General features: G+C 68.5%; 20 protein-coding genes. 3 read left to right on the forward strand and 17 right to left on the reverse strand.

Annotation, left to right across the window (positions count from 1 at the left end; all coding sequences use genetic code 11):
- Positions 1-138: 138 nt before the first annotated feature.
- The 13 genes from BMG523DRAFT_RS04700 to nifV all read right to left on the reverse strand — a co-directional run bounded on the left by BMG523DRAFT_RS04700 (position 139) and on the right by nifV (position 12,909).
- Positions 139-759 carry an iron-sulfur cluster assembly accessory protein gene (locus BMG523DRAFT_RS04700; RefSeq protein ID WP_011438831.1) on the reverse strand — a complete coding sequence of 207 codons (621 nt, stop codon included), beginning with the start codon at positions 757-759 and terminating at the stop codon, positions 139-141.
- Entirely contained in the window at positions 756-2,339 is a 1,584-nt protein-coding gene (gene nifB, locus BMG523DRAFT_RS04705) for a nitrogenase cofactor biosynthesis protein NifB (RefSeq protein ID WP_011438832.1), read from the reverse strand. Before nifB ends, BMG523DRAFT_RS04700 begins: the two co-directional genes overlap by 4 nt.
- Positions 2,336-2,695: a nitrogen fixation protein NifZ gene (locus tag BMG523DRAFT_RS04710; RefSeq protein WP_011438833.1), complete on the reverse strand. Its 360-nt coding sequence runs from the start codon at positions 2,693-2,695 to the stop codon at positions 2,336-2,338. The genes nifB and BMG523DRAFT_RS04710 overlap by 4 nt, the downstream gene beginning before the upstream one ends.
- The gene (gene nifW, locus BMG523DRAFT_RS04715) at positions 2,692-3,147 is read right to left on the reverse strand and encodes a nitrogenase-stabilizing/protective protein NifW (protein ID WP_011438834.1); all 456 of its coding nucleotides are present in this window, start codon (positions 3,145-3,147) and stop codon (positions 2,692-2,694) included. Before nifW ends, BMG523DRAFT_RS04710 begins: the two co-directional genes overlap by 4 nt.
- Positions 3,144-3,410 carry a CCE_0567 family metalloprotein gene (locus tag BMG523DRAFT_RS04720; protein WP_011438835.1) on the reverse strand — a complete coding sequence of 89 codons (267 nt, stop codon included), beginning with the start codon at positions 3,408-3,410 and terminating at the stop codon, positions 3,144-3,146. The genes nifW and BMG523DRAFT_RS04720 overlap by 4 nt, the downstream gene beginning before the upstream one ends.
- The gene (locus tag BMG523DRAFT_RS04725; protein WP_011438836.1) at positions 3,400-3,843 is read right to left on the reverse strand and encodes a NifX-associated nitrogen fixation protein; all 444 of its coding nucleotides are present in this window, start codon (positions 3,841-3,843) and stop codon (positions 3,400-3,402) included. The genes BMG523DRAFT_RS04720 and BMG523DRAFT_RS04725 overlap by 11 nt, the downstream gene beginning before the upstream one ends.
- A complete protein-coding gene (nifX, locus tag BMG523DRAFT_RS04730; RefSeq protein ID WP_011438837.1) occupies positions 3,840-4,274 on the reverse strand; it encodes a nitrogen fixation protein NifX in 435 nt (144 codons plus the stop codon). The genes BMG523DRAFT_RS04725 and nifX overlap by 4 nt, the downstream gene beginning before the upstream one ends.
- On the reverse strand, positions 4,268-5,932 hold the full coding sequence (locus tag BMG523DRAFT_RS04735) for a nitrogenase component 1 (protein WP_043590501.1): 1,665 nt from the start codon (positions 5,930-5,932) through the stop codon (positions 4,268-4,270). The genes nifX and BMG523DRAFT_RS04735 overlap by 7 nt, the downstream gene beginning before the upstream one ends.
- Positions 5,932-7,302 carry a nitrogenase iron-molybdenum cofactor biosynthesis protein NifE gene (gene nifE / locus BMG523DRAFT_RS04740; protein WP_011438839.1) on the reverse strand — a complete coding sequence of 457 codons (1,371 nt, stop codon included), beginning with the start codon at positions 7,300-7,302 and terminating at the stop codon, positions 5,932-5,934. The genes BMG523DRAFT_RS04735 and nifE overlap by 1 nt, the downstream gene beginning before the upstream one ends.
- Before the next feature lie 208 nt (positions 7,303-7,510).
- Positions 7,511-9,067 carry a nitrogenase molybdenum-iron protein subunit beta gene (gene nifK, locus BMG523DRAFT_RS04745; protein WP_011438840.1) on the reverse strand — a complete coding sequence of 519 codons (1,557 nt, stop codon included), beginning with the start codon at positions 9,065-9,067 and terminating at the stop codon, positions 7,511-7,513.
- 67 nt (positions 9,068-9,134) lie between these two features.
- Positions 9,135-10,595 carry a nitrogenase molybdenum-iron protein alpha chain gene (nifD, locus tag BMG523DRAFT_RS04750; protein WP_011438841.1) on the reverse strand — a complete coding sequence of 487 codons (1,461 nt, stop codon included), beginning with the start codon at positions 10,593-10,595 and terminating at the stop codon, positions 9,135-9,137.
- A gap of 43 nt (positions 10,596-10,638) precedes the next feature.
- Complete coding sequence (gene nifH / locus BMG523DRAFT_RS04755) at positions 10,639-11,502, reverse strand: nitrogenase iron protein (protein ID WP_011438842.1); 864 nt, start codon at positions 11,500-11,502, stop codon at positions 10,639-10,641.
- Positions 11,503-11,703: 201 nt separating this feature from the next.
- The gene (gene nifV, locus BMG523DRAFT_RS04760; RefSeq protein WP_035729057.1) at positions 11,704-12,909 is read right to left on the reverse strand and encodes a homocitrate synthase; all 1,206 of its coding nucleotides are present in this window, start codon (positions 12,907-12,909) and stop codon (positions 11,704-11,706) included.
- A gap of 742 nt (positions 12,910-13,651) precedes the next feature.
- Here nifV and BMG523DRAFT_RS04765 point away from each other — a divergent pair.
- Positions 13,652-14,089, forward strand: coding sequence for a hypothetical protein (locus tag BMG523DRAFT_RS04765; RefSeq protein ID WP_011438844.1), 438 nt, complete (start codon positions 13,652-13,654; stop codon positions 14,087-14,089).
- Positions 14,090-14,217: 128 nt separating this feature from the next.
- Here BMG523DRAFT_RS04765 and BMG523DRAFT_RS04770 read toward each other — a convergent pair whose 3' ends face one another.
- Positions 14,218-14,445 (reverse strand): hypothetical protein, encoded by a 228-nt coding sequence (locus BMG523DRAFT_RS04770; RefSeq protein WP_043590503.1) that lies wholly within the window; start codon positions 14,443-14,445, stop codon positions 14,218-14,220.
- Positions 14,446-16,697: 2,252 nt separating this feature from the next.
- Between BMG523DRAFT_RS04770 and BMG523DRAFT_RS04775 the strand changes: the two genes are divergently transcribed.
- Positions 16,698-17,120, forward strand: coding sequence for a molybdopterin-binding protein (locus BMG523DRAFT_RS04775; protein WP_011438847.1), 423 nt, complete (start codon positions 16,698-16,700; stop codon positions 17,118-17,120).
- A 78-nt stretch (positions 17,121-17,198) separates the two neighbouring features.
- The gene (locus tag BMG523DRAFT_RS04780) at positions 17,199-18,344 is read left to right on the forward strand and encodes a site-2 protease family protein (RefSeq protein WP_011438848.1); all 1,146 of its coding nucleotides are present in this window, start codon (positions 17,199-17,201) and stop codon (positions 18,342-18,344) included.
- Between the two features lie 30 nt (positions 18,345-18,374).
- Here the strand turns inward: BMG523DRAFT_RS04780 and BMG523DRAFT_RS04785 are convergent, their stop codons facing one another.
- The 3 genes from BMG523DRAFT_RS04785 to BMG523DRAFT_RS04795 are packed head-to-tail and all read right to left on the reverse strand — an operon-like array spanning position 18,375 to position 20,981.
- Positions 18,375-18,926, reverse strand: a complete 552-nt coding sequence (locus tag BMG523DRAFT_RS04785; protein ID WP_051623771.1) for a hydrogenase maturation protease — start codon at positions 18,924-18,926, stop codon at positions 18,375-18,377.
- Positions 18,884-20,176, reverse strand: a complete 1,293-nt coding sequence (locus BMG523DRAFT_RS04790) for a Ni/Fe hydrogenase subunit alpha (protein ID WP_011438850.1) — start codon at positions 20,174-20,176, stop codon at positions 18,884-18,886. Before BMG523DRAFT_RS04790 ends, BMG523DRAFT_RS04785 begins: the two co-directional genes overlap by 43 nt.
- Positions 20,163-20,981, reverse strand: a complete 819-nt coding sequence (locus BMG523DRAFT_RS04795; RefSeq protein WP_134350982.1) for an oxidoreductase — start codon at positions 20,979-20,981, stop codon at positions 20,163-20,165. Before BMG523DRAFT_RS04795 ends, BMG523DRAFT_RS04790 begins: the two co-directional genes overlap by 14 nt.
- Positions 20,982-20,997 lie beyond the last annotated feature (16 nt).

Genomic DNA, 20,997 nt, shown 5'->3' on the forward strand with positions numbered 1-20,997 from the left:
GCGCCTGCCGACGGGATGGGTACGGTGCCGGCGGCCCGGCACAGATGGACCCCAGCAGACGCGGGTGGGAACGGAATCGGGCGGTGACCATCGGGCGCTCCCCGGGTTAGGCCGAACAGGTGATCAAGTAGTGCGTTGTCAGGACACCAGCGCGACCCGGCCGATCTCGGGCAGGGCCTCCTTCAACCGGCTCTCAATGACGCCGGTCAGGGTCGCGGTGGCGCTGGAGCACCCGCCGCAGGCTCCGGTAAGGCGCAGGTGCACCTCCGCCGTCCCGGGCTCGCCGTTGCCGGCGAGAGTCGCGACGACCTCGGCGTCCCCGCCGTCTCCCCGCAGGAAGGGCCGGATCTCCTCCATGATCTCCTCGACCTGCTCGCGCAGGCGGGCGTCCGCGGCGGTGCGCTCGGTGGAGTCCGAGGCACCGAAGGACGTCCCGCAGCCGCAGGAGCTGGTCGCGTTCGGGTTCTGGAAGGTGAACCCGGAGGAGGTCAGCGTCTCGGTGTAGTCCACGCGCAGCCCGCGCAGCAGGTGAACCATCGACGAGTGGACGACGACGTCAAAGCCGTCCTGGCCGATGACGACGTCCTCGGCCTCGGCACCGGGGACGAGCGCCAGGTTGTAGGTGAAGCCGGCGCAGCCACCGGGGTCGACGCCGATCCGCAGGCTGAACCCGCCCGTGCCGGGGGTCGAGGCGAGCAGGTGACGGACCTGCTTCACGGCCCGGTCGGTCAGTTCGACGGTGGGGGTGGTGGCGCTCATCGGACGGCAACCTCCGCTTCGGCACGATGTGCGACAAGGCGGGAGCCGACCTCGGCCACCGCCTTCTCGATCAGGTCGTAGAGCTCCACCGGTTCGATCCCGGCATTCTCGAGCGCCTCGCGCGGCCCGAGGCCGATCTTGCTGCACAACACCGCCGCGCAGTCGGACAGCATCGCGACCGTCTTGTCGAGCTTGGAGGCGTCCTCGTCGCAGTCCGACGGGCCGTTGCAGTAGCGGTCCACGTCGCGGGTCTGCACGAGCCGGGCCCAGCCCGGACCCCCCTCGTAGATCCAGAACTCGGTCGCGTGACCGAAGTGCTGGTTCACCACGCCGCTGCCCTTGGTCGCTACAGCGACGAGCACGACGTTCTCCGGGCGGGCGTTCCCCGGGCGGGCCCCGGCCGGGGTGCCCTCATCGGGGGATGCGCCCGGGCCAGAGGGAATGACCGCGCCGGTCGAGATGTTCAGCGCTCCCCGGGTGGCAGCCACCTCGGAGCGCCACCGTTCGATCTCGCTATGCGTCTGCCGGCGGCCTTCGAGGTCGTATTCGATCTCACGGCCACGGAACGCCTCGGGAGTGAACTCCTCACCCCGGTCCTCACCGAGCAGGCCGACGGCGTCGGCGCGGCACTGCCGGCAGTGCCGCATCATGTTCATCTCGGCGCCGTCGTCCTGCTCGCAGCGGTCCTGCAGCGCCTTGAGCTCCTGTGGGGTGGGGCCGCGCTGCCCGGTCAGGCCGAAGTGGGTGCCGTGCTCGGGCGCCGACACCAGCGGCATCACGTTGTGCAGGAAGGCGCCGAGCTCCTTGACCTTCCGGGAGACCTCGACGAGGTGGTCATCGTTGATCCCGGGGATCATCACCGAGTTGACCTTGCAGAGAATCTTCCGCTCGGTGAGCATCGCCAGGCCCTCGAGCTGACGCTCGGAGAGGATCCGGGACGCCTCCCGGCCGGTGTACCGCTTACCGCGGAAGGCGATCCACGGGTAGATCCGCTCCCCGACCTCGGGGTCGATCATGTTGATCGTGATGGTGACGTGGTCGACGTTCAGTTCGGCGATGCGGTCGACGTGGTCCGGCAGGGTCAGCCCGTTGGTAGACAGGCAGAGCTTGATGTCCGGGCAGTCCCGGGCCACCAGTTCCATCGTCCGGAAGGTCGGCTTCGGGTTCGCCAGCGGGTCGCCGGGGCCGGCGATCCCCAGCACGCTCATCTGCTTGATCTCGCTGGCCACCAGCTTGACCTTGGCGAGGGCGTCCTCGGGGGACAGCAGGGTGCTGGTGACGCCGGGACGGCTCTCGTTGGCGCAGTCGAACTTGCGGTTGCAGTAGTTGCACTGGATGTTGCAACCTGGGGCGACCGCCACGTGCATCCGGGCGTAGTACTGGTGGGCCTCGGCGCTGTAACAGGGATGATTGGCGATCTTCTCCGCGATCTCCGGGTCCCGCACCGGAGCGCTGGTGCCACAGCTGGACTTGCTCGCGCAGCCGGCGGCGGTGTCGGGCGCCGGCCCGGTGGCCTGCCGGGGCATCTCGCCTGCCGGGTCGGTGGGCAGCATCGGCAGGCTGACGGGGGTTGCCTTCACGACCGCCCTTCCTTCCCCCCGGCGGTCGCCGTGCCGGTGGCCGGAGCGGTCGCCGAGGAGGTCGCGGTGGTCGTCGCGGCGGGTGCGGCGGTACCGGCGGCGACAGCCGCGGCCTGCTGCCACTGCTCGGGGGAGACGAGCTCACGTTCCAGCGCGCCGACGATGCGGCCGTGGTCGAAAGCCACCGCGTACACGATGTGTTCCTGCAGGTAGAGGCCGACGTTGATGACCTGGCCACGGGTGCCGGCCTCGACGAGAACCTCACCGACGGCGATCGCCGGGTCCGGATACGTGCCGTCGTTACGCAATGCCTTGACGGCGACCACGATGTCGCCGACGTCGTAGGTGCTGTTCATCGGGTTCCACCCAGGTAGTCGGCGGACGCGGCGGCGTGGTGCGGCCAGGCGGACTGGGACGGCTCCACCGGGTCGGACGGCGCCGACGGCTGGGGCACCGTCGGGGTCAGCCGCTCGACGGTGATCGACGACGCGGGCACGAACGACGACTGCGGAGCGCGGTCCTGCAGCACCTTGAACAGGCGGTGGTCCAGGGCGGAGGCGGTGGTGAAGGCCTCATAGGAGCGGATGAGCGCGTCGCGATACTCCCGCAGCAGCTCCACCGGGTTCCCGGCCTCGGTCCGAGTGTCGTGCAGCTCGACCAGCTGGTTGGCGAAGTACCGGAGGATGTGCAGCCGGTTGACGGCCAGGACTCGCGGGTCGTAGTCGACGTCCAGCAGGATGAAGTACTCCTCGGCGGTGGAACAGCGGCGGAAGTCCGCCAGCTGGCCGGCGGCCATGCTCACGCTCATCGCGATGTCTCCTTCTTGAGCAGGCCCTCGAGGAGGGCGATCTCCGCATAGGCGTCGTAGGTGCGGCGGGCGGCGTCGAGCAGGCCCTCCCAGCCGATCGGGAGGTCCTCGGCGAGGTCGTGCAGGTCGAGCTTGAGCTGGGAGGCCCGGCTGCGAAGCTTGCGCAGCCGCAGCTCGGTGTCGGCCGGGGCGCCCCCTGCCGGGGTGTCGGCGGCTTGGGCGTCGGCGGCCGGGGTGTCGGCGGCTTGGGCGTCAGGAGTCATCGCGGGCCACCTCGTTCCATCGTTCGATCTGCTTGGTCGCGCCGGTCACCAGCGACTCGCCCCGGGCGGAGAGCTCGTCCATGGAGCCGAAGCCGAACCGCTGCACGTCCCGCAGCGCGTCGGAGAGGACGACGAGCCGCCCGGCACAAATGATCACGCGCCCGAACCCCTCGTGGCTGAGGTCGAGCACGGTGGTGGTGAACGCCCCGGTCGCCTTCTCGGTGGCCGCCGCGACCGCCTGGTAAAAGGAGCGCACCCGGCCCTCTACGGCGGCGTCGATGTCGCAGTTCACCGCGATCTCGCGGCGCTGCTCCCGCGTGACGATGAACGGGCGGAGCAGGTCCTCGTCGGAGAACCGTTCCAGTTGGCCGTAGGTGTCCCCGGCGCGCAGCTGGTCGACCAGGTCGCCGAGGAAACCGGTCTTCGCGGTCATGCCGCGTCCCCCTTGGGCTTCAGAGCCGTAGCACCGCCGCGGGTCCAGGTCGCCGCCGGCTGCGGCTCGTGGGACCGCAGCACCTTGCGCAGCCAGGGCGGAGGATTGCCGGCCAGCGTCGAGGTGTAGCGGCGGAGCAGCTCGGGGATGGCGGTGCCCTTGACCACCTTCACCGGGTGAACCCGGGCCTTCACCACCTTCGCCGCGGCCGTCCCGCCGATATCACTGATGTTGAGAATCGCGCAGTCCGAGACCGCGGCGAGCCTGGATTCGATCTTGTCCTGTTCGTCCGTCGGCGCCGCGTCGAGCGCGCGGGTCTCCAGGAACCTGGCCCCCTCGGGGCCGACCTCGTACACGTCGAACCGTTGGCACCACCCGAAATGCTGATCCACAGCGGTGCCGTCGCTGGTCGCGAAGGCGATCTTCAACACGGAGACTCCTGGAACAGGTTGTCGAGTTGATCGGATTCACCCGCGGAGCCGGGTTGGGTGGGGATCTCGGTCCGGTGGGCGGGCTGTCCATCCGCGCCAGACACGGAGAACCTCCGCCCGGAACGGCGGTGCACGTGCTCGTGATCGAGCAGACGATTCGCGGCGTCGATGAGCAGGCGCAGGCTTCCGGCGTACCCGGCGGTACCGGCCAGCGCCGCGCCGAGCCGATCGAAGATCGGGAAGCCGACGGGCAGGTGCGCGGCGCCAATCCGGTCGGCGACCTCGCGGGCGTGGCTGGAACCGAGGACGAGGTGCGCACCACCCGCCCGAGCCCGTTCGGCGAGGTCGGTCAGATCACCGACGACGACCTCGTCCCAGGGCGCGTCCGCGAGGACCGGCGCGGCGGTCGGGGACACCGCCGCCACGACCTCGGCCCCGACGTCGTGCAGCAGGGAACCGACGGCGACCAGGGTCTCCGGCTCCATTGCCAGCGCGACCCGGGCGCCACCGAGGACGAAGTGCGTGTCGAGCAGACCGTCGGCGAGCCGGGCCCGGGCCTGCCGGACCCGGGCCGGCGCGGACGCTCCGGTGAGTTCGATCAGCTCGGTGACCAAGGTGTCCATCTCCGTCAGCCCGCTGAGATGACGGTGGCGGAGGATCCGGGCGCCGGTCCGGGCTGCGAGCAGGTCACCGGCCGCCGCCGCGGTCGCACCCGCGACGAGCACGGCCCGCGACCGACCGAGCGCCCGCAGCCGCGCGAGCCCGGTGCCGCCGGTCGTCGTGGGCTGCCAGGCGGGGGCCAGGTGCCCGTCCACCGATCCGGACAGGTCGGGGACGAGTACCGGGTCGAGCCCGAACGCGCGAATCAACTCACCGAGCTCGTCGAGGTCGGCCGCCGTCAGGGACGGGCCGACCAGGACGGCGAGCTGGCGCGGGTCCAGAGCACCACCGTCCGCCGCCGCCACCCGTCGGGCGGCGGACCCCAGGGACCTGGCGGACCTGGTGGACCTGGCAGCCTCGGCGGACCCGGCGGACCCGGGGGTAGTGAGATGCGTTACGGGAGCGCTGGCCGCGATGAAGGCGGTGCGCCCGGTAAAATACCTCGCTTCGGAAGGCTCCGTTTCGGAATGCTCTGCCGGCACCACCGCTCGGACCAGCGCCTCCAACGCGGCCGACCAGCCGTCGGACAGCCCCCCGATGAAGTCCGGGGTGGAGACCCCGACGATCAGCGGGGCCCTGCCGGGGGCGGAGCCGTTCGCGCCCGCCTCCGGCCCGCTCGAGTCGGTCTCGTTCCAGGCCGAGAGGTACTTGCGCAGCTGGCCGCCGACGTCCTCGCCGCTGACCTCGGTGACCCCCGTGGTGAGCAGGCCGATGATCTCCGGCCGCTGCTTCTTCCGGATGGCATCGAGCGTCTCCACCATCGCCTCACCACTGCCGAGGACCGCGGTCACCTCGGTGATCGCGGTGGTCTGCAGCGGGATCGGCTCGTTGAAATGCCGGGTGAGCAGGGCCTTGGCGAATGACGCGCACCCCTGCGCACCATGCATGATCGGCAGCGAGCCGGCGAGGCCCAGGAAGACCAGCGCACCCCCGAGCGGCTGGCTGTGCTTGAGCGGGTCGATCGTCGCCTGCCGCTCTCCGGTCACGATCTCGGCCATCAGCGGGCTCCGACCAGGTCCCAGGGAGCGGGCCGGCTGACCTGCTCCCAGACCGGGCTCGCGATCGCCAGGTCGAGGCGCCGGGCGAGCTCGACCATCCCGGTGTAGCCGGCGTAAGGGATGTGCCGCTCCTGGTTGATATCGAGGAACGGCAGCCGGCCCTTCAGCGCGGTGTACTGGTTGCGGCCGCCGGCGACGAGGATGTCCGCCCCGGTCTGTTCGGCGACCCGCAGCAGCTCGCGCGGACTGCCCTCTTTGATCATTTTTGCGTCGCCGAGCAGCTCGCGGATCTTGTCCACGTCGCCGTCGGAGCTCTTGGTAATGCCGCTGCCGACCACCTCGATGCCGAGGTCCTGCAGCGCGGACACGATCGACCAGCTCTTGACCCCGCCGGTGTATAGCACCGCCTTACGCCCGGCGAGCCTGCGCCGGTACGGCTCAAGTGCGACGGCGACGGCCGCCTCCTCGACAGCGATGAGCTCCTCCGTGCGGCGGGAGAGCTCGTCGTCCTCGAGCAGGCGGGCGAAGCCGCGCAGGGTGTCGCCCATCGCCCGGGTGCCGTAGAAGCTGCCCTCGAACCACGGGATCCCGTAGCGTTCCTGCAGGCCACGGGCGAGTCCGAGCAGCGCGCGCGAGCAGACCACCATCGTCGCCCTGGCCCGATGGGCCGCGGCGACGTCACGGTAGCGGGCATCACCGCTGATGCACGCCTGCACCCGAAGGCCCAGCCGGGACAGCAGCGGCAGGACGTCCCACAACTCCCCGGCGATGTTGTACTCACCGATCAGGTTGACGTCCCGGTCGGTGGTGAGCTCCGGCTCAACGGTGCCGATCACGTGGTCGAGCAGGGCCTGGCCGGCGAGCCGGTTGCCGAGGTTCTTGCTGCCGACGAACCCGGGCGAGTGGATCGGGATCACCGGCACCCCGGACTCGGCGGCGGCAGCCGCGCACACCGCGTCGAGATCGTCTCCGATCATCGCGGTGACGCAGGTCGAATAGACGAAGACCGCTGGCGGCGAGTGCCGCTCGACGACCTCCAGGATGGTGTCGAACAGGCGCTGTTCCCCCCCGAGCACCACGTCGTTCTCGGCCATGTCGGTGGTGAAGCCGTGCCGGTAGAGCACCGGCCCGGACGACAGGCTGCCTCGGCCGTCCCACGAGTTGCCCGCGCAGCCGATCGGGCCGTGGACCACATGAGCGCAGTCGGCGATCGGGACGAGGGTGATCATGGCTCCGTCGAAGGCGCAGCCTCCGGAAGTGCCCCCGGGCTTGGGTTTGGGACAACCCGCCTTGCGGGCCTTGGTGCTCTTGGCGTTGTTGTGGTTACAGGCCGGTTCGGTGAACAGCGCGACGCGTTCTGTGGCTGCCATGGGCCATCCTCGGAAGGACGCGGTTCTACGGGCACGGTTCTTGAAAGAGGTGAGACGGGGGCGAGGGGTCGATCGATCCGGGAGGTGATCGATCGACCCCACGGCGGGGTGGTCGGCCGGTCGCAGGGAGCGCGGTGGGTGCGGCCGGCCGACCACGTTCAGATCCGGCCGGGAGCCGGACCGGCCACAGCTGTGCCCGGTCGGACGCTCAGCGGACGACGTCGAAGCTGTGGTCGGGGCTGGTGCGGTCCAACTCGTCGAGCACCGTGTTGACGAGCTGGGTGAGCAGGTGCAGACCGCCGGTGTAGCCGACGATCGGGAAGCGGTGCAGGTGGTGCCGGTCGAAGATCGGGAAACCGACCCGGACCAGCGGCACGTTCGCCTCCCGGGAGATGTACTTCAGGTACGAGCTCCCAATGAGCAGGTCGACCGGCTCGGTGAAGACCAGCGACCGCAGGTGCCAGAGGTCCTTGCCCGGCCAGACGGTCGCCGCCTCGCCGAACTTGCTAGTCGAGAGGACCTTCTCCAGCCTGGGCGCGAAGGAGTTGTCGGCGTTCGTGCTCAGCAGGTGGACCGGGATCATCCCGAGTTCGAGGGCGAAGCCGGTCATCGCGATGACGAGGTCAGGGTCACCCGCGATGGCGACCCGCTTGCCGTGCAGATAGGCATGCGAGTCGGTGAGCGCGTCCACCAGGCGGCCACGCTCGGCGGTGAGCTCGGCCGGGATCTCGACCTCCGCCAGGCGGGCCACCTCAGTCAGGAAGCGGTCGGTGTTCTTCACCCCGATAGGGGTCTCGAGCACCACCGTCTCCTGCTTCCACCCGTCCCGGACGAACTCCGTCGTCTTGCGGGTGGTGGTCTCCTGAAGCATCACGGTAGCGCGGCTGAACCGAGCCGTGGCGGCCTCGGCGAGCGGGGTACCACCTGGGTAGAGCTCGTACTCACCCGTCGCCGGCGAGTCCAGGGAGCTGCTGTGGTCGCCCAGGATCAGGGGGTCGACACCCATCAGCTCGAGGATGCGGCGGTACTCGCGGTGGTTGCCGACGTAGGTCTCGAAGCCGGGCACGATGTTCAGCCGGGGCTTCCCGGGGGACTCGACCTTGTCGGCGTCCGCTGTCCTGCTCAGGAGCTCCAGGATGCCCTTGAGCATGCTGTCGTAGCCGGTGAGGTGCGAGCCCACGAAGCTCGGCGTGTGCGCGTACGGCACCGGGTAGTCGGCGGAGATCGCGCCCTTGTCCCGCGCCGCGCCGATGTAGGCGAACAGGTCCTCCCCGATCACCTCGGCCATGCAGGTGGTGCTGACCGCGACCATCTTGGGCTTGTACAGGGTGGTCGCGTTCTCGAGCGCCTCGACCAGGTTGTTCAGCCCGCCGAAGACGGCGGCGTCTTCGGTCATCGACGAGGATGCCGCCGGGACGGGCTCCTTGAAGTGCCGGGCGAAGTGGCTGCGGAAGTAGGCGACGCAGCCCTGCGAGCCGTGCACCAGGGGCATGGTGCCCTCGAAGCCGAGGCCCGCCAGGACCGCGCCGAGCGGCTGGCACGCCTTGGCCGGGTTGACGGTCAGCGCCTCCCGGGCGAAGTTCTTCTCCCGGTACTCCCAGCCGCGGGTCCACTCCAGGACCCGGGCGACCTCGGCGGCGTCGCTGCCGTTCTCGAACTCGCGCTTGCCCTCGAACTGCTTCTGGTAGACCTCGTCCTTGAACAGCTCGCTGTGGTCGAGGACCCGCAGCGGGACGGAACTGTTTGTTTCCGGAGTCGTCGTCACCGGACATCCTCCCTTCTACCGTGGCTGATGACTGCCGGCTACCGCCGGCGGGGGCCGGACCGGCCGGTCAGAACACCTCTCCGGCCTTCGACCAGGGGGTCTCCATGAGGTCCCAGGTCGGGCTGTTGATCGCGATGTCCATGTCACGGGCGAAGACCGCGAAGCCGTCCACGCCGTGGTATGGCCCGGAGTAGTCCCAGGAGTGCATCTGGCGGAAGGGGACGCCCATCTTGTGGAAGACGTACTTCTCCTTGACGCCCGCGCCCATCAGGTCCGGCTTGAGCCGCTTGGCGAACTCCTCCAGCTCGAAGGCCGTCGGGTCGTCGTAGAGGACCACGCCCTCCGCGAGAGCGGGGTAAGTACGGGTGTAGTCGTCCTTGTGCGCGAACTCGTAGCCGGTGCCGACGACCTCCATGCCGAGGTCCTCGTAGGCACCGATGGTGTGCCGGGGCCGCAGTCCGCCGACCGCGAGCATGACCCGCTTGCCTTCCAGGCGCGGCCGGAAGGCGTTCGTGATCTCGTCGAACCGGACCTGGTAGCGGGCGATCGCAGCCTCGGTCTTCTGCTTGATCTCGTCGTCGAAGAAAGCCGCGATCTTCCGCATCGAATCGACGATCTTGGTAGGACCGAAGAAGTTGAACTCGGTCCACGGAGTGCCGTAGCGCTCCTCCATGGTCGTGCAGATGTAGTTCATCGACCGGTAGCAGTGGATCAAGTTCAGCTTCGACAGGTGCGTCGAGGCCATCTCGTTGATCGTGCCGTCACCGGACCACTGGGCGATGACCCGCAGGCCCATCTCCTCCAGGATCTTCCGGGAGGCCCAGGCGTCGCCGCCGATGTTGTAGTCGCCGATGAGCGCGACGTCATACGGCGTCTGCTTGAAGGTGTTCCCGCCGGTACCCAGCACGTGGTCGCGGACCGCGTCGTTGGCGATGTGGTGGCCGAGGGACTGGCTGACCCCGCGGAACCCCTCGCAGCGCACCGGGACGACCGGCAGCTCGAGCTTCTTCGAGGCCTTGCGGGAAACCGCCTCGATGTCATCGCCGATCAGACCGATCGGGCACTCGGACTGGACCGAGATCCCCTTGGCCAGCGGGAACAGCTCGACGATCTCGTCGCAGACCGTCTCCAGCTTCGGGTCACCGCCGAAGACGATGTCCTTCTCCTGGAAGTCGGTCGTGAACTGCATCGCGGCGAAGTTATTCACGCCCCAGGGGCCGCGGGCGTAGTTGCGCCGGGTGGCCCAGGAGTACTGGCCACAGCCGACCGGGCCGTGGCTGATGTTGACGATGTCCTTGACCGGGCCCCACACCACACCCTTGGAACCGGCGTAGGCGCAGCCGCGGATCGTCATGACCCCCGGGCGGGATTTGATGTTGGACTTGACCTCGCACTCCTTCGACCCATCGGGGTCGTTGGCCTTGAGGTGCTTGGCCCGGAACTTGGCCGTCTTCGCAGGGTAGTTAGACAGCACCTCGGCGATCATCGCCTCGGTCTCGGCCTTGATAGGTGCCGGCGTCGTCGTCATGGTCGGGACCTCATCCTCGACGGAGTCGGAGCAGGTGACAGGGTCAGGCGACAGCGGCGGCCTTGCCGATGATGCTCTCGTCCTCCTGCTCCATGATCCCGAACTCGATGAGGAGCTCCTCGAGCTCGTCCATGGTGATCGGCGTCGGGATGGTCTTCATGTCGTTGTCGACGATCTTCTTGGCGAGCTGCCGGTACTGGTCGGCCTGCTCGTTCTTCGGGTCGTACTCGATGACCGTCATCCGGCGCAGCTCGGCGTGCTGCACGACGTTGTTGCGCGGGATGAAGTGGATCATCTGGGTGTTGAGCCGGCGGGCGAGCTCAATGATCAGCTCGTCCTCGCGGTCGGTGTTGCGGCTGTTGCAGATGAGCCCGCCGAGCCGGACACCACCGGAGTGCGCGTACTTGAGGATGCCTCGGGCGATGTTGTTCGCCGCGTACATCGCCATCATCTCGCCGGAGGTGACGATGTAGATCTCCTGCGCCTTGCCCTGGCGGATCGGCATCGCGAACCCGCCGCAGACGACGTCACCGAGGACGTCGTAGGTGACGAAGTCGAGGTCCTCGTAGGCGCCGGCCTCCTCCAGGTAGCTGATGGAAGTGATGACACCGCGGCCGGCACAGCCCACACCGGGCTCCGGGCCACCGGACTCGACGCACTTGATGCCCCACTGGCCCTCTACCAGGACCTCGTCGAGCTCCAGGTCCTCGACCGAGCCCTTCTCGGCAGCCAGCTGGATGACGGAGGTCTGGGCCTTGGAATGCAGGATGAGCCGGGTCGAGTCGGCCTTGGGGTCGCAGCCGACGATCATGACCTTCTTGCCCATCTCGGCCATCGCCGCCATGGTGTTCTGCTGGGTGGTGGACTTGCCGATACCACCCTTGCCATAGAATGCGATCTGGCGCATGCGGTGTTCCTCCTCGGAACGGTTGCCCAGCGCAGGGGGCACCGGTGCCACGACCACGCCGATCGGGCAGGTCGGGCCGCGAGAGCCCCTGGGCTGGAGTCGTGCCGCCGGCCGGGTTTGGCCGGGACATCGGCACAACCGTTAGTTGTTGATCTACCCCGTTGCGTCTGTCAGCCGGGTCCGGGTCCTGCCGGACCCGGCCTAGGACGGCGGGGCCTCCACTCGGGGGGCCGGCACTTCGGCCCGCCCGAGAAGCTCCTGGAAGTCACGGCCGTGCAGGCCGCGCTTCGTCTGGGTCGCCGTGGTCCGGACCCGCTCAAGCAGCGGCTCGATCTCGCTGTCGTCGGCGGTGATGCCGTACTGGGCCAGCGCGTAACGCACCGAGGCCCGGCCACTATGCTTCCCGAACGCGAGCCGCCGTTGCCCGCCGACTTCGGCGGGGTCGAACGGCTCGTAGGTCGACGGGTGTCGCAGCACGCCGTGGACGTGGATCCCCGACTCGTGCGCGAACACCGACTCACCGACCACCGCCTTGCCTACCGGCAGCGGGCGGCAGGCGGCCCGGGCCACCATCCGCGCGAGCCTGCGGAACGAGGTGGTGTCCAAGTCCACCGGCACCTTCAACAGGTGCCGCAGGGCCATCGCCACCTCCTCGAGCGGGGCGTTGCCGGCCCGTTCCCCCAGACCCAGCACCGTGGTGCTAACCCAGGTGAATCCGGCCTGAACCGCGGCGAGGGTGTTTGCGGTCGCCAGACCGAAGTCGTCGTGGGCGTGGATCTCCCACTCCCCCGGGACCGCCTGGACCAGCCGGCCGAGCCGGGTGTAGGCGCTGACCGGGTCCAGCAGACCGACCGTGTCGGCCCAGCGGATCCGGGTGGCGCCCCACTCGCGCAGCTCGCCGGCCAGCTCGATGACGAAGTTGTCGTCCGCGCGGGAGGCGTCCTCCAGGCCGACGCTGAATCGCAGCCCGCGGTCGGCCGCGTCGAAGACGCAGTCGCGGATGCGGCGCCGCGCCCATCCCCGGTCCCGGCCCAGCTTGCTCTTCAGATGCAGGTCGGAGACGGGAATGGTGAGGTGCGCGGTGACAATTCCGCAGGACACCGCGGCATCGATGTCGCGGCGGTCGGCCCGGCACCACGCCACCACGCCGGCCTGGGGTTGCGTCGCGAGGATCTCCCGCAGGACATCCCGTTCGGCGGGTCCCATGGCAGGTATTCCGGCCTCGATCTGGTGTACGCCGATGGCGTCCAGAGCAGCGGCGATGGCAAGTTTCTCGGCTGCGGTGAATGCCACTCCAGGCGCCTGCTCGCCGTCGCGCAGGGTGGTGTCGCAAAACCTGACCGGCGCGGCCGGCTCGACCGTAGGCGCGGATGAGCTGGGAAAACGGGGACCGGGCACTGTCATCACCAGCCGTCGATCGAGAACAGAAGGCCATGGGATCGCCCCCGAACAGTGGTTCTTCGTTTGTCCGGTGGCGACACGAAGAACACTAGGAGCCGTTTATTTCAGCCCTGCAAGCCCCGGTAACTTCGGCGTTAACAGGTATTCCGTCGGGATGACTGGAAGCTTCTCCCGAAAGATACCTCGAAGGATATTCTCAAGGAAAAATCTTTAATTAAAATTTTCCTGGAAACTTTCCCCCGTGGCGCCGCCCACATAGCCCCGGGCGCGCCGCCGAAGTGGTCCGGAGCACACGGTACGCCAGGAAGATCGCCCGATTACGGGGATCCCCCAGCTCCGTCGGCGCGATGTAGATGACAGTAGCAAACGCCCCGTGCAGATGAGATGTTATCGGAACATTCGAACAAGAGTTTCAGCGAGGTACCTGCCATGTTACGTAGAGATGTCGGCGCTATCGATGCTGGTCACGGCGGATGAACAAGATGACTCACATTCATGTTGGCAGCTTCCCGACCGCCGCGCGATCCCGATCACCAGGATTAACTTTTCCGAAACCGACAAGGTCCGTCGTGAGTGGACCTCGCCCGAGGAGTCGGTTATCTTATGGATAACAGTTATTTTCCGCCGGGCGACGCCGGGCGACGCCGACCTGGCAGCACGCAGTGCTTTCCTATGGAGAGCGGAAGGAGCTGGGCGTGTCGGTTCGCGCATACGTGGAGTACTTGGGTTGCCAGTCGGGATGGTAGAGATGACGGACACGCAGATGGTCGGCGTGCCGTCCGACCCGCCGGGAACGTGGGAGGACCTGCGTGCGACCGTAGTAGGCAACAACGGTGTCTTCCGGATCAACATGGGGACACTGCGGGAGATCGGCGGCTATGGCCGATTGGGTACCAACGTGCGGCAGATCCTGAGCCGGAACCTCGCCGGCATCGGTCTCGGGCACCTGCCCACGGAACTACCGTCCTACCAGGACAAAGAGGTTCTGCTCTTCCAGTTCGGCACACCGGCGGCAGAGATCGTCGAGGCGGTCCGGGAGGGCGCCTCCGACGGAGCTGAATCCGCGCTGGTCAGGCTGAACTCCTCGCAGGACATCGCGAAGGTGCGCGACGCCTCACTCAAGGCTGTCGAGCTCCTCTCGATTCTGAACGACCGCTGCCGGGACTGCATGCGCCCGCTGCATTAAGCGACCGGTGGCCGTCACCTCCGTCGCCGGCCTGACGGTCGGCGACGGAGGTGTCTGGTCGTGGCTGCCGGAGGCGGTGGACCGCCAGGTCAACCGGGGGAAATCCGGCAGCTTCGTGTTCGTCACGCCTATGTTTGATCATGGCCGCGAACCACGGCGTGGGAACGACGGCGACAAAGCGTCATCGTGGCGACGGCGCTGTCCCGCTCCGCCCACGCCATCGCCCAGTGGAAGTGGCCATATCGTGGCGGACCGTCATGGTTGGCGGCACGGACCGGGACGGCGGGCGGCGTTTTCCAACGCCGCCCGCCGTCTTCGGCATTGAACTCGCCGTTGAGCTCGGCGTTGAACGCCATGAGACAATGCACCGTCGATCGAATCCCGCATCGCCGGGACGGCCCCCGCATTCGCGGAGCGCACTTGCATTTGCCGGAACGCACCTGCGCTGTCGGCCTGCCCCCGTATTTACCCGGCGCCCCGCATTGTTGTTGAGCACTCGCATTCGCCGGACGCCGCTGCACTTGCATTGAGCGCCCGGAACAGACGTGGATGCCTTCGGTGGCCGCCCGGTCCGGCGTCCCGTATCCGTGGCGTCAGGGGTGGAGTCAGGCCGCGGTGCCGGTTGTTCCGGCCGGCCCCGTCGACGGAGGCAGGCGGGCGGGATTCGACGCCGGCAATCCGGTGGTTCGACTGTTATCGATGACCACTACCGGGAACTGTACGGCCAGCAGCTCACCGGTATCGGCGTCGACTCACTGCCGGTGGACTGGCAGCGCGAGCAGCTTGAGTGGTTCGCCGCCGACGTCGCCCCCCGAACTGCGTCGCCCCCCGAACTGCGTCGGGCGTATCCGAGCACCCGCTGGGAGCCGCAGGATTCGGCCCAGACCGCGTCACAGGCTTCGACGTAGGCCGCGTCACGGGCCTCGTCACGGGCTTCGACGTAGGCCCCGTCACGGGCCCCGTCACGGGCTTCGACGCAGGTCCCGTCACGGGCCCCGTCACGGGCTTCGACGCAGGTCCCGTCACGGGCCCCGTCACGGGCTTCGACGCAGGTCCCGGTTGGCTGACCCCGATCAGCCGAGAGATGTCGGCCGCCGCGGATCGCCGGCCGAGAGCCGACGACTGCTGACGGGGGTCCGCGGCACCACCCACAGGAACGCTCCGAACCCCGGATCGATGGTCGCGCGACGCAACGCCGCCGACACCACGCGTACGTGAAAGGCTCCGCAGGAAACCGAGAAGCCTTTTTCCATACCGCAACCATGCCCCCAACCGACCAAGCGCCGCGACCGGCGCAGGCGTGCCGCTATAGCAAGTGATGAGTGAGCGCGCACTTGCGCTAACTCCAGCCGGCAGCCGAGCTAGCAGGCGGGCGCTAACTGTTGAAAGCGTATCAGCTAGCACGGCAATCACCGCTCGACCACTTCTCGTCCGGCTTATCGAAGGTCAGTCCGTCTCGTCGGACCGGTCCAGTGATACCACCGCCGCGCGACGAGCGGATCGGGCGACCGCGCCGCACCGATCACAATGCACAGCCAGCCGCACATCCAGACATCCGGCCGACCATGAACGCGGTGCCGAGGAGGAACGGTCCCCTCAACGTCGTTGACCGACGCCCGTTCCGGAGCACTCCAGCGGCGGTTCCAGCGCGAGGGATGCGCACCCCTACGAGGTAGTCCGACACCGGAAGCGGGGGTACCCCTTCTGGCCCCCTCATCGGGAGGTAGGCCATGGCCCGGAACATTCTCGGCTTCCCTGAACACCGTTCCCCGCAGGCGTGTCGGGAATACGGATGACGGGGACAGCCGGGTACAGCGAAAACAGCCCTACGAGGCCCTCCGCAAGCCCCCTACGGGGTTAGTCCGGAGGTTGGCTCGGGGGTTAGTCTGGGGGTAGTCCGGCCTAGGCGCCGGTTCCACCGTCGGCAGCCGTTGCCATCGGCCGCCGGCCATCGGCCATCGTGATTCTCCGCGGCTCGGCTACCCGGTCGGCTACCCGGGGCAGCCGCTCGGACGGTCCGCCGAGAGTTGCCGTTGTTTAATGTTGTGCGCTTTCGTTGCTTCAGCACGATTGCCCGATGTCATACGACGATGATCTGTTGTTGCGGGGGTGGACGCCAGTCGGATGATCGGCGGGGCTGCCGCCGAGGGAGGCCGGGATTTCTTTGGGTCGCAGACGTGGGTGGATCAGGCGCGGGTGACCTGGCGCCCATGCTGGCGGCGAGGTAGGTGTGTTGTCTGACATGACAGTGGATAACAGTAGAGCTTCTGGCGACATTTCCTGCCTATCCGTTGTGTCAAGGCAGTGTTCTGTCGGTGCGGGGCGCCTGCGTGCGGGAGGCCGGACTCTCGGGGTCGGTGGTCGACATCGACCTGTTCGGGGTAGGCGAACCGGTGGCACCGCACTGCCCGCTCCCCCCGACGCGGGCGGTGCGACCCGCACGGACCGATCAGGCGCGACCGCCTGTCGGACATCACTCGTCCGCAGGACCCTTCCGCACGACTGTTCCGCACGACTCTTCTGCAGGTGAGGAATGTACGCGGCACGGACGGACGGGTAGGAGTTGACTGACGGCACCTGGCGGCACCCGAGAGGACAAGGTGGACCGATGAGCCTGAGCATCCGCAACCGACTGACCGGAACCGTCACCGACATCACCGAAGGTGCGGTGATGAGCACCGTGACCGTCGATCTTTCCGGCGGGCAGACCGTCACCGCCGCGGTGACCCTTGATGCGATCAAGGATCTCGGCCTCTCGGTGGGGGCCACCGTCGAGATTCTGATCAAGTCCACCGAGGTGGCGCTGGCCACGGGCGGCGTGGACGGTCTAAGCATCCGTAACCGGCTGCGCGGCACGGTATCCAGCCTGGAGACCGGCGGTGCCATGGCCGTCGTGCACATCGCCCTCGACGGTGGCGGCGTGCTCACCGCGGCGATCACCCTGGCCGCCGCGACCGACCTCGCTCTGGCCGCGGGTTCCTCGGTGACCGCCCTGGTCAAGTCGACGGAGGTGGCCCTCGCGACAGCCTGACGGGGCCGGCTGCGCGCTTAACCGCGGAGTCGAGCCGGGTCTTGGTCCCGGGGCACGTTCGAACAGGGGAGAGACGCTGTGCGGGCGACCTTCGTGGTGGGACGGATCGCTGGAGTCCGGATCGGGGTCCACTGGAGCGTGCTGCTCATCTTCGGCATCATCGCGTTCGGCCTCGCGCAGGGCCGCCTCCCACAGGCCTACCCGGGCCATGCCCTGGTGGTGTACTGGGTGGCGGCTCTTGCCGCCGCAGTGGTTTTCTTCGCCTCGCTGCTCGCCCACGAGGTGGCGCACGCCGTGGTGGCCCAGCGCAACGGGGTGGCCGTGGACGACATCGTGTTGTGGCTGCTGGGCGGGGTGGCCCGGCTGAAGTCGGAGGCGTCGAGCCCGGCAGCGGAGCTGCGGATCGCTGGTGTCGGCCCACTCGTCAGCCTCTTGCTGGGCGGGCTCTTCGTGCTGGGCGCCTGGCTGCTCGCCCTGGCGTCCGCGCCCGAACTCCTGATCGAGGTGGTGGCCTGGCTGGCGGGCATCAACCTGCTGCTCGCCGTCTTCAACGCCTTTCCCGCCGCTCCGCTCGACGGTGGGCGGCTGCTGCGCGCCTTCCTGTGGTGGCGTACGGGAGATCGGCTGCGGGCGACCGCCGGGGCCACCGCGGCCGGACGCGTCCTCGGCTGGCTGCTCGTCGTTCTGGGACTCCTCGTGTTCATGAGAGGCGGCGGATTCGGCTGGCTCTGGCTGGCCCTGATCGGCTCGTTCCTCATCGCGGCCGCCACCGCCGAGGGACGGCAGGCGCAGTTGCGCGGTGTGCTCGCCGGCGTCCCGGTACATGACGCCATGACGACGAAACCGCTCACGGTGCCCGCGGCCCTGACCGTCGCGGACCTGCTGGCCGGCCCGCTGTACCGGTACCGGCACTCGGCGTTCCCGGTGACCGGCGAGAACGGAGCCCCGGTCGGGCTGGTGACCCTGGACGGCGCCAAGCAGGTGCCGCCGGAGAAGAGCGGCACGGTAACGGTAAGCGAGGTGATGGTGCCACTGTCGCGGACCACCATCGCGGGTCCCGACGACCCGCTGGCGGATCTGCTGCCGCGCATGGAGCCCGGCGCCGAGCACCGCGTCCTGGTGATGGATCAAGGCAGACTCGTCGGGATCCTGTCCCTGTCGGACATCAGCCGCACGGTGACGTGGCTGATGAACGCCGCCCCCGGGCCGCGCGAAGTCCCGTGACCGAACCCCACCGCCAACGCGGGCCTTCGGCTACCGCGGTTGGCGGCGGTCAGCGGAGATCGTGGGTTCCCTGGCGGCATCGTCAGGTTCCCTGGCGGCATAGATCGCTGTTTCGGCGCGGATGGCGGCGGCCACGTTTCGGGCCGCCGCCGCGACCTCGGGGTCAAGTCCGAGGCCTGCGGAGAAGGTATGGCCGCAGATTGCGTAGATGACGAGATGCCGGGGAAGCCAGCCGAGTGTTCGGCTGATCTCGATGGTGTCCGCGAGGCCGAGCGCGTGGGTCGATGGCCCGACGAGATCCGCCGGTAGTGTGCGCTCGTTGGCCGGTATGCGGTGCACAGTTCCGGGCGGGGCCGCGGAATGGGCGGCGTCGATGATCCAGACGGCGTCGGCCCCTTCCCAGGCGGCGAACAGCCCTGTCGGCTCGCCGGCGCCTTCGAGTACGTCGACGCCGGCTGGGAGCGTGCAGCATAGCTGCCGCGCGACTGCCAGGCCGACGGCGTCGTCGTGTCGGTAGGGATTGCCGATCCCGATGACGGTCAGCCGTGTTCGATGTGGAGAGTCAGGAAGTGGGTCGCACATGAGATGCAGGGGTCGTAGTTGCGGATGGCCCGTTCGCAGCGCAGGGCGAGTTCGGGCTCCGACAGGTTCATGAAGCGTTCCACCACACCGCGCAGGTCTTCTTCGATCGGACGTTGGTTCTGGGCGGTTGGTGGCACGATCTTTGCGTCGAGGATGGTGCCGTTGTGGTCGATCGTGTAGCGGTGGTAGAGCAGGCCGCGGGGTGCCTCCGTGACCCCGTATCCGGTTCCCGCCCGGGGCGGGGCCTCCAGCGCGGAGGGGTCGGGCTCGGTGTAGTCCGCGATGATCCGCAGCGCCTCGTCGGCGGCGTGGACCATCTCGATGCAGCGCACGATGATGCTGCGGTAGGGGTTGCGCTCCGGTGGGCGCAGGCCGATCTCGGCGGCGGTCTCGCGGGCGGCGGGCGCCAGCCGCTCCGCGCCCAGCGCGAAGCGAGCCAGCGGTCCGGTGAGGTAGGAGCCGCCCGCGGCCAGGGTCGAGTGCAGGGCGTTCGACCAGGGCACCTGTTCTTCGGTGAAGTGCCGGTCGTAGTCGGCCGGGGCGATGTCGAGGCCAGCGGTGGAGGCGATCCGGCCGCGCTCAACGGGGTATTCGCCAGGTTGGTGGAGCGCGACGAAGGTCTGGTGGAGTTCGTCTTCGGGGAAGTCCAGGGCGGCGGTGAAGCGGGCGGTGTCCCGGGCGATGTCCCGCGCCTGTTCCAGTTGCCCGACGAGCTCGGTCAGGTCACGCCGGCGTGGTGCCCGGTACCAGCCGCCGACCCGCGCGTTGACGGGGTGGATCGCGCGGCCGCCGATGACCGTCATGAGCGTGTTGCCGGCCTTCTTCAGCGTGAGTCCCAGCTTGACCAGGGCGGGCTGGTCCTGGGCAAGATGCAGTGCGCTGTCGTAGCCGAGGAAGTCCGGCAGGTGCAGCAGGAAGACGTGTAGTGCGTGACTCTCGATCCATTCACCGCAGTAGATGAGCCGCCGTAGGGCGGCGGGTGGGCCGGTGACCGTGACGTCGCAGATTTGTTCGATGGCCGCCAGCGCGCTCATCTGGTAGGCGACCGGGCAGATGCCGCAGATCCGGGCGGTGATGTCGGGTGGCTCGGTGTAGGCCCGGCCGCGGAGGAACGCCTCAAAGAAGCGCGGCGGTTCGAAGATCTTCAGGTGGGCCTCGTCCACCCGCCCGTCGGTGATCTTGATTAGCAGCCTTCCTTCGCCCTCGACCCTGGTGAGTGGGGGAGGTGCGATGGTCCTAGTCGCGCGCATCGGTCTCACCGCTTCCCGAACCCTCGCCGGGGGCGTCGCGGAATGCCGGCGCGGCGGTGTTGAACGTCCGGAACACTCGGTCGACGTTGTCCTCGTTCATCCCGAGGACCCGTAGCTGGCGGATCAACGCGGGGGTGTTGGGGCTCTCCATCGGGCCGAAACAGCCGTAACAGCCGCGGTGATAGGCCGGGCAGATCGCACCGCATCCGGCATGCGTGACGGGGCCGAGGCACGGCGTGCCGTGCGCGACCATCACGCACACCGTCCCCCGCCGTTTGCATTCGGTGCAGACGGAGGACGAGGAGATGTTCGGGCGTCGGCGAGCGAGGAACGCGCTGATGACTTCGAGGAGCTGGCGAGGGTTGATCGGGCAGCCCTGGAGTTCGAAGTCCACCCGGACGTGCGTGGAGATCGGGGTGGAGGTCGCCAACGTCGAGACGTACGCCGGGGTGGCGTAGACGGCCGCGAGGAAGTCACCGACGTCGGCGAAGTTGCGGAGCGCCTGGATGCCGCCGGCGGTCGCGCAGGCGCCTATTGTGACCAGACGCCGGGACGCGGCCCGGACCTGGTGGATGCGTTCCACGTCCTGTTCGGTGGTGACCGAGCCCTCGACGAGGGAGAGGTCGTAGGGACCGTCGACGGTCGCGCTGGATGCCTCCAGGAAGTAGGAGACGTCGATCTCGCCGGCGAGCGAGAGCAGCTCATCTTCGCAGTCGAGCAGGGTGAGCTGGCACCCGTCGCAGGAGGCGAACTTCCAGACGGCGAGCCGGGGCCTGGCTGGGCTGGTCGGCGTCGACGTAGACATCGGCGTAGACATCGGC

It is taken from the genome of Frankia sp. BMG5.23 (assembly GCF_000685765.2).
Taxonomy (GTDB): Bacteria; Actinomycetota; Actinomycetes; order Frankiales; family Frankiaceae; genus Frankia; species Frankia casuarinae.

Excerpts from the sequence above, each read along its gene's own strand:
- BMG523DRAFT_RS04700 (WP_011438831.1), bottom strand. The coding sequence starts at position 759 with ATGAGCGCCACCACCCCCACCGTCGAACTGACCGACCGGGCCGTGAAG.
- BMG523DRAFT_RS04710 (WP_011438833.1), bottom strand. The coding sequence starts at position 2,695 with ATGAACAGCACCTACGACGTCGGCGACATCGTGGTCGCCGTCAAGGCA.
- nifW (WP_011438834.1), bottom strand. The coding sequence starts at position 3,147 with ATGAGCGTGAGCATGGCCGCCGGCCAGCTGGCGGACTTCCGCCGCTGT.
- BMG523DRAFT_RS04720 (WP_011438835.1), bottom strand. The coding sequence starts at position 3,410 with ATGACTCCTGACGCCCAAGCCGCCGACACCCCGGCCGCCGACGCCCAA.
- BMG523DRAFT_RS04725 (WP_011438836.1), bottom strand. The coding sequence starts at position 3,843 with ATGACCGCGAAGACCGGTTTCCTCGGCGACCTGGTCGACCAGCTGCGC.
- BMG523DRAFT_RS04735 (WP_043590501.1), bottom strand. The coding sequence starts at position 5,932 with ATGGCCGAGATCGTGACCGGAGAGCGGCAGGCGACGATCGACCCGCTC.
- nifE (WP_011438839.1), bottom strand. The coding sequence starts at position 7,302 with ATGGCAGCCACAGAACGCGTCGCGCTGTTCACCGAACCGGCCTGTAAC.
- nifD (WP_011438841.1), bottom strand. The coding sequence starts at position 10,595 with ATGACGACGACGCCGGCACCTATCAAGGCCGAGACCGAGGCGATGATC.
- nifH (WP_011438842.1), bottom strand. The coding sequence starts at position 11,502 with ATGCGCCAGATCGCATTCTATGGCAAGGGTGGTATCGGCAAGTCCACC.
- BMG523DRAFT_RS04765 (WP_011438844.1), top strand. The coding sequence starts at position 13,652 with ATGACGGACACGCAGATGGTCGGCGTGCCGTCCGACCCGCCGGGAACG.
- BMG523DRAFT_RS04770 (WP_043590503.1), bottom strand. The coding sequence starts at position 14,445 with ATGGCGTTCAACGCCGAGCTCAACGGCGAGTTCAATGCCGAAGACGGC.
- BMG523DRAFT_RS04775 (WP_011438847.1), top strand. The coding sequence starts at position 16,698 with ATGAGCCTGAGCATCCGCAACCGACTGACCGGAACCGTCACCGACATC.
- BMG523DRAFT_RS04785 (WP_051623771.1), bottom strand. The coding sequence starts at position 18,926 with ATGTGCGACCCACTTCCTGACTCTCCACATCGAACACGGCTGACCGTC.
- BMG523DRAFT_RS04790 (WP_011438850.1), bottom strand. The coding sequence starts at position 20,176 with ATGCGCGCGACTAGGACCATCGCACCTCCCCCACTCACCAGGGTCGAG.
- BMG523DRAFT_RS04795 (WP_134350982.1), bottom strand. The coding sequence starts at position 20,981 with ATGTCTACGTCGACGCCGACCAGCCCAGCCAGGCCCCGGCTCGCCGTC.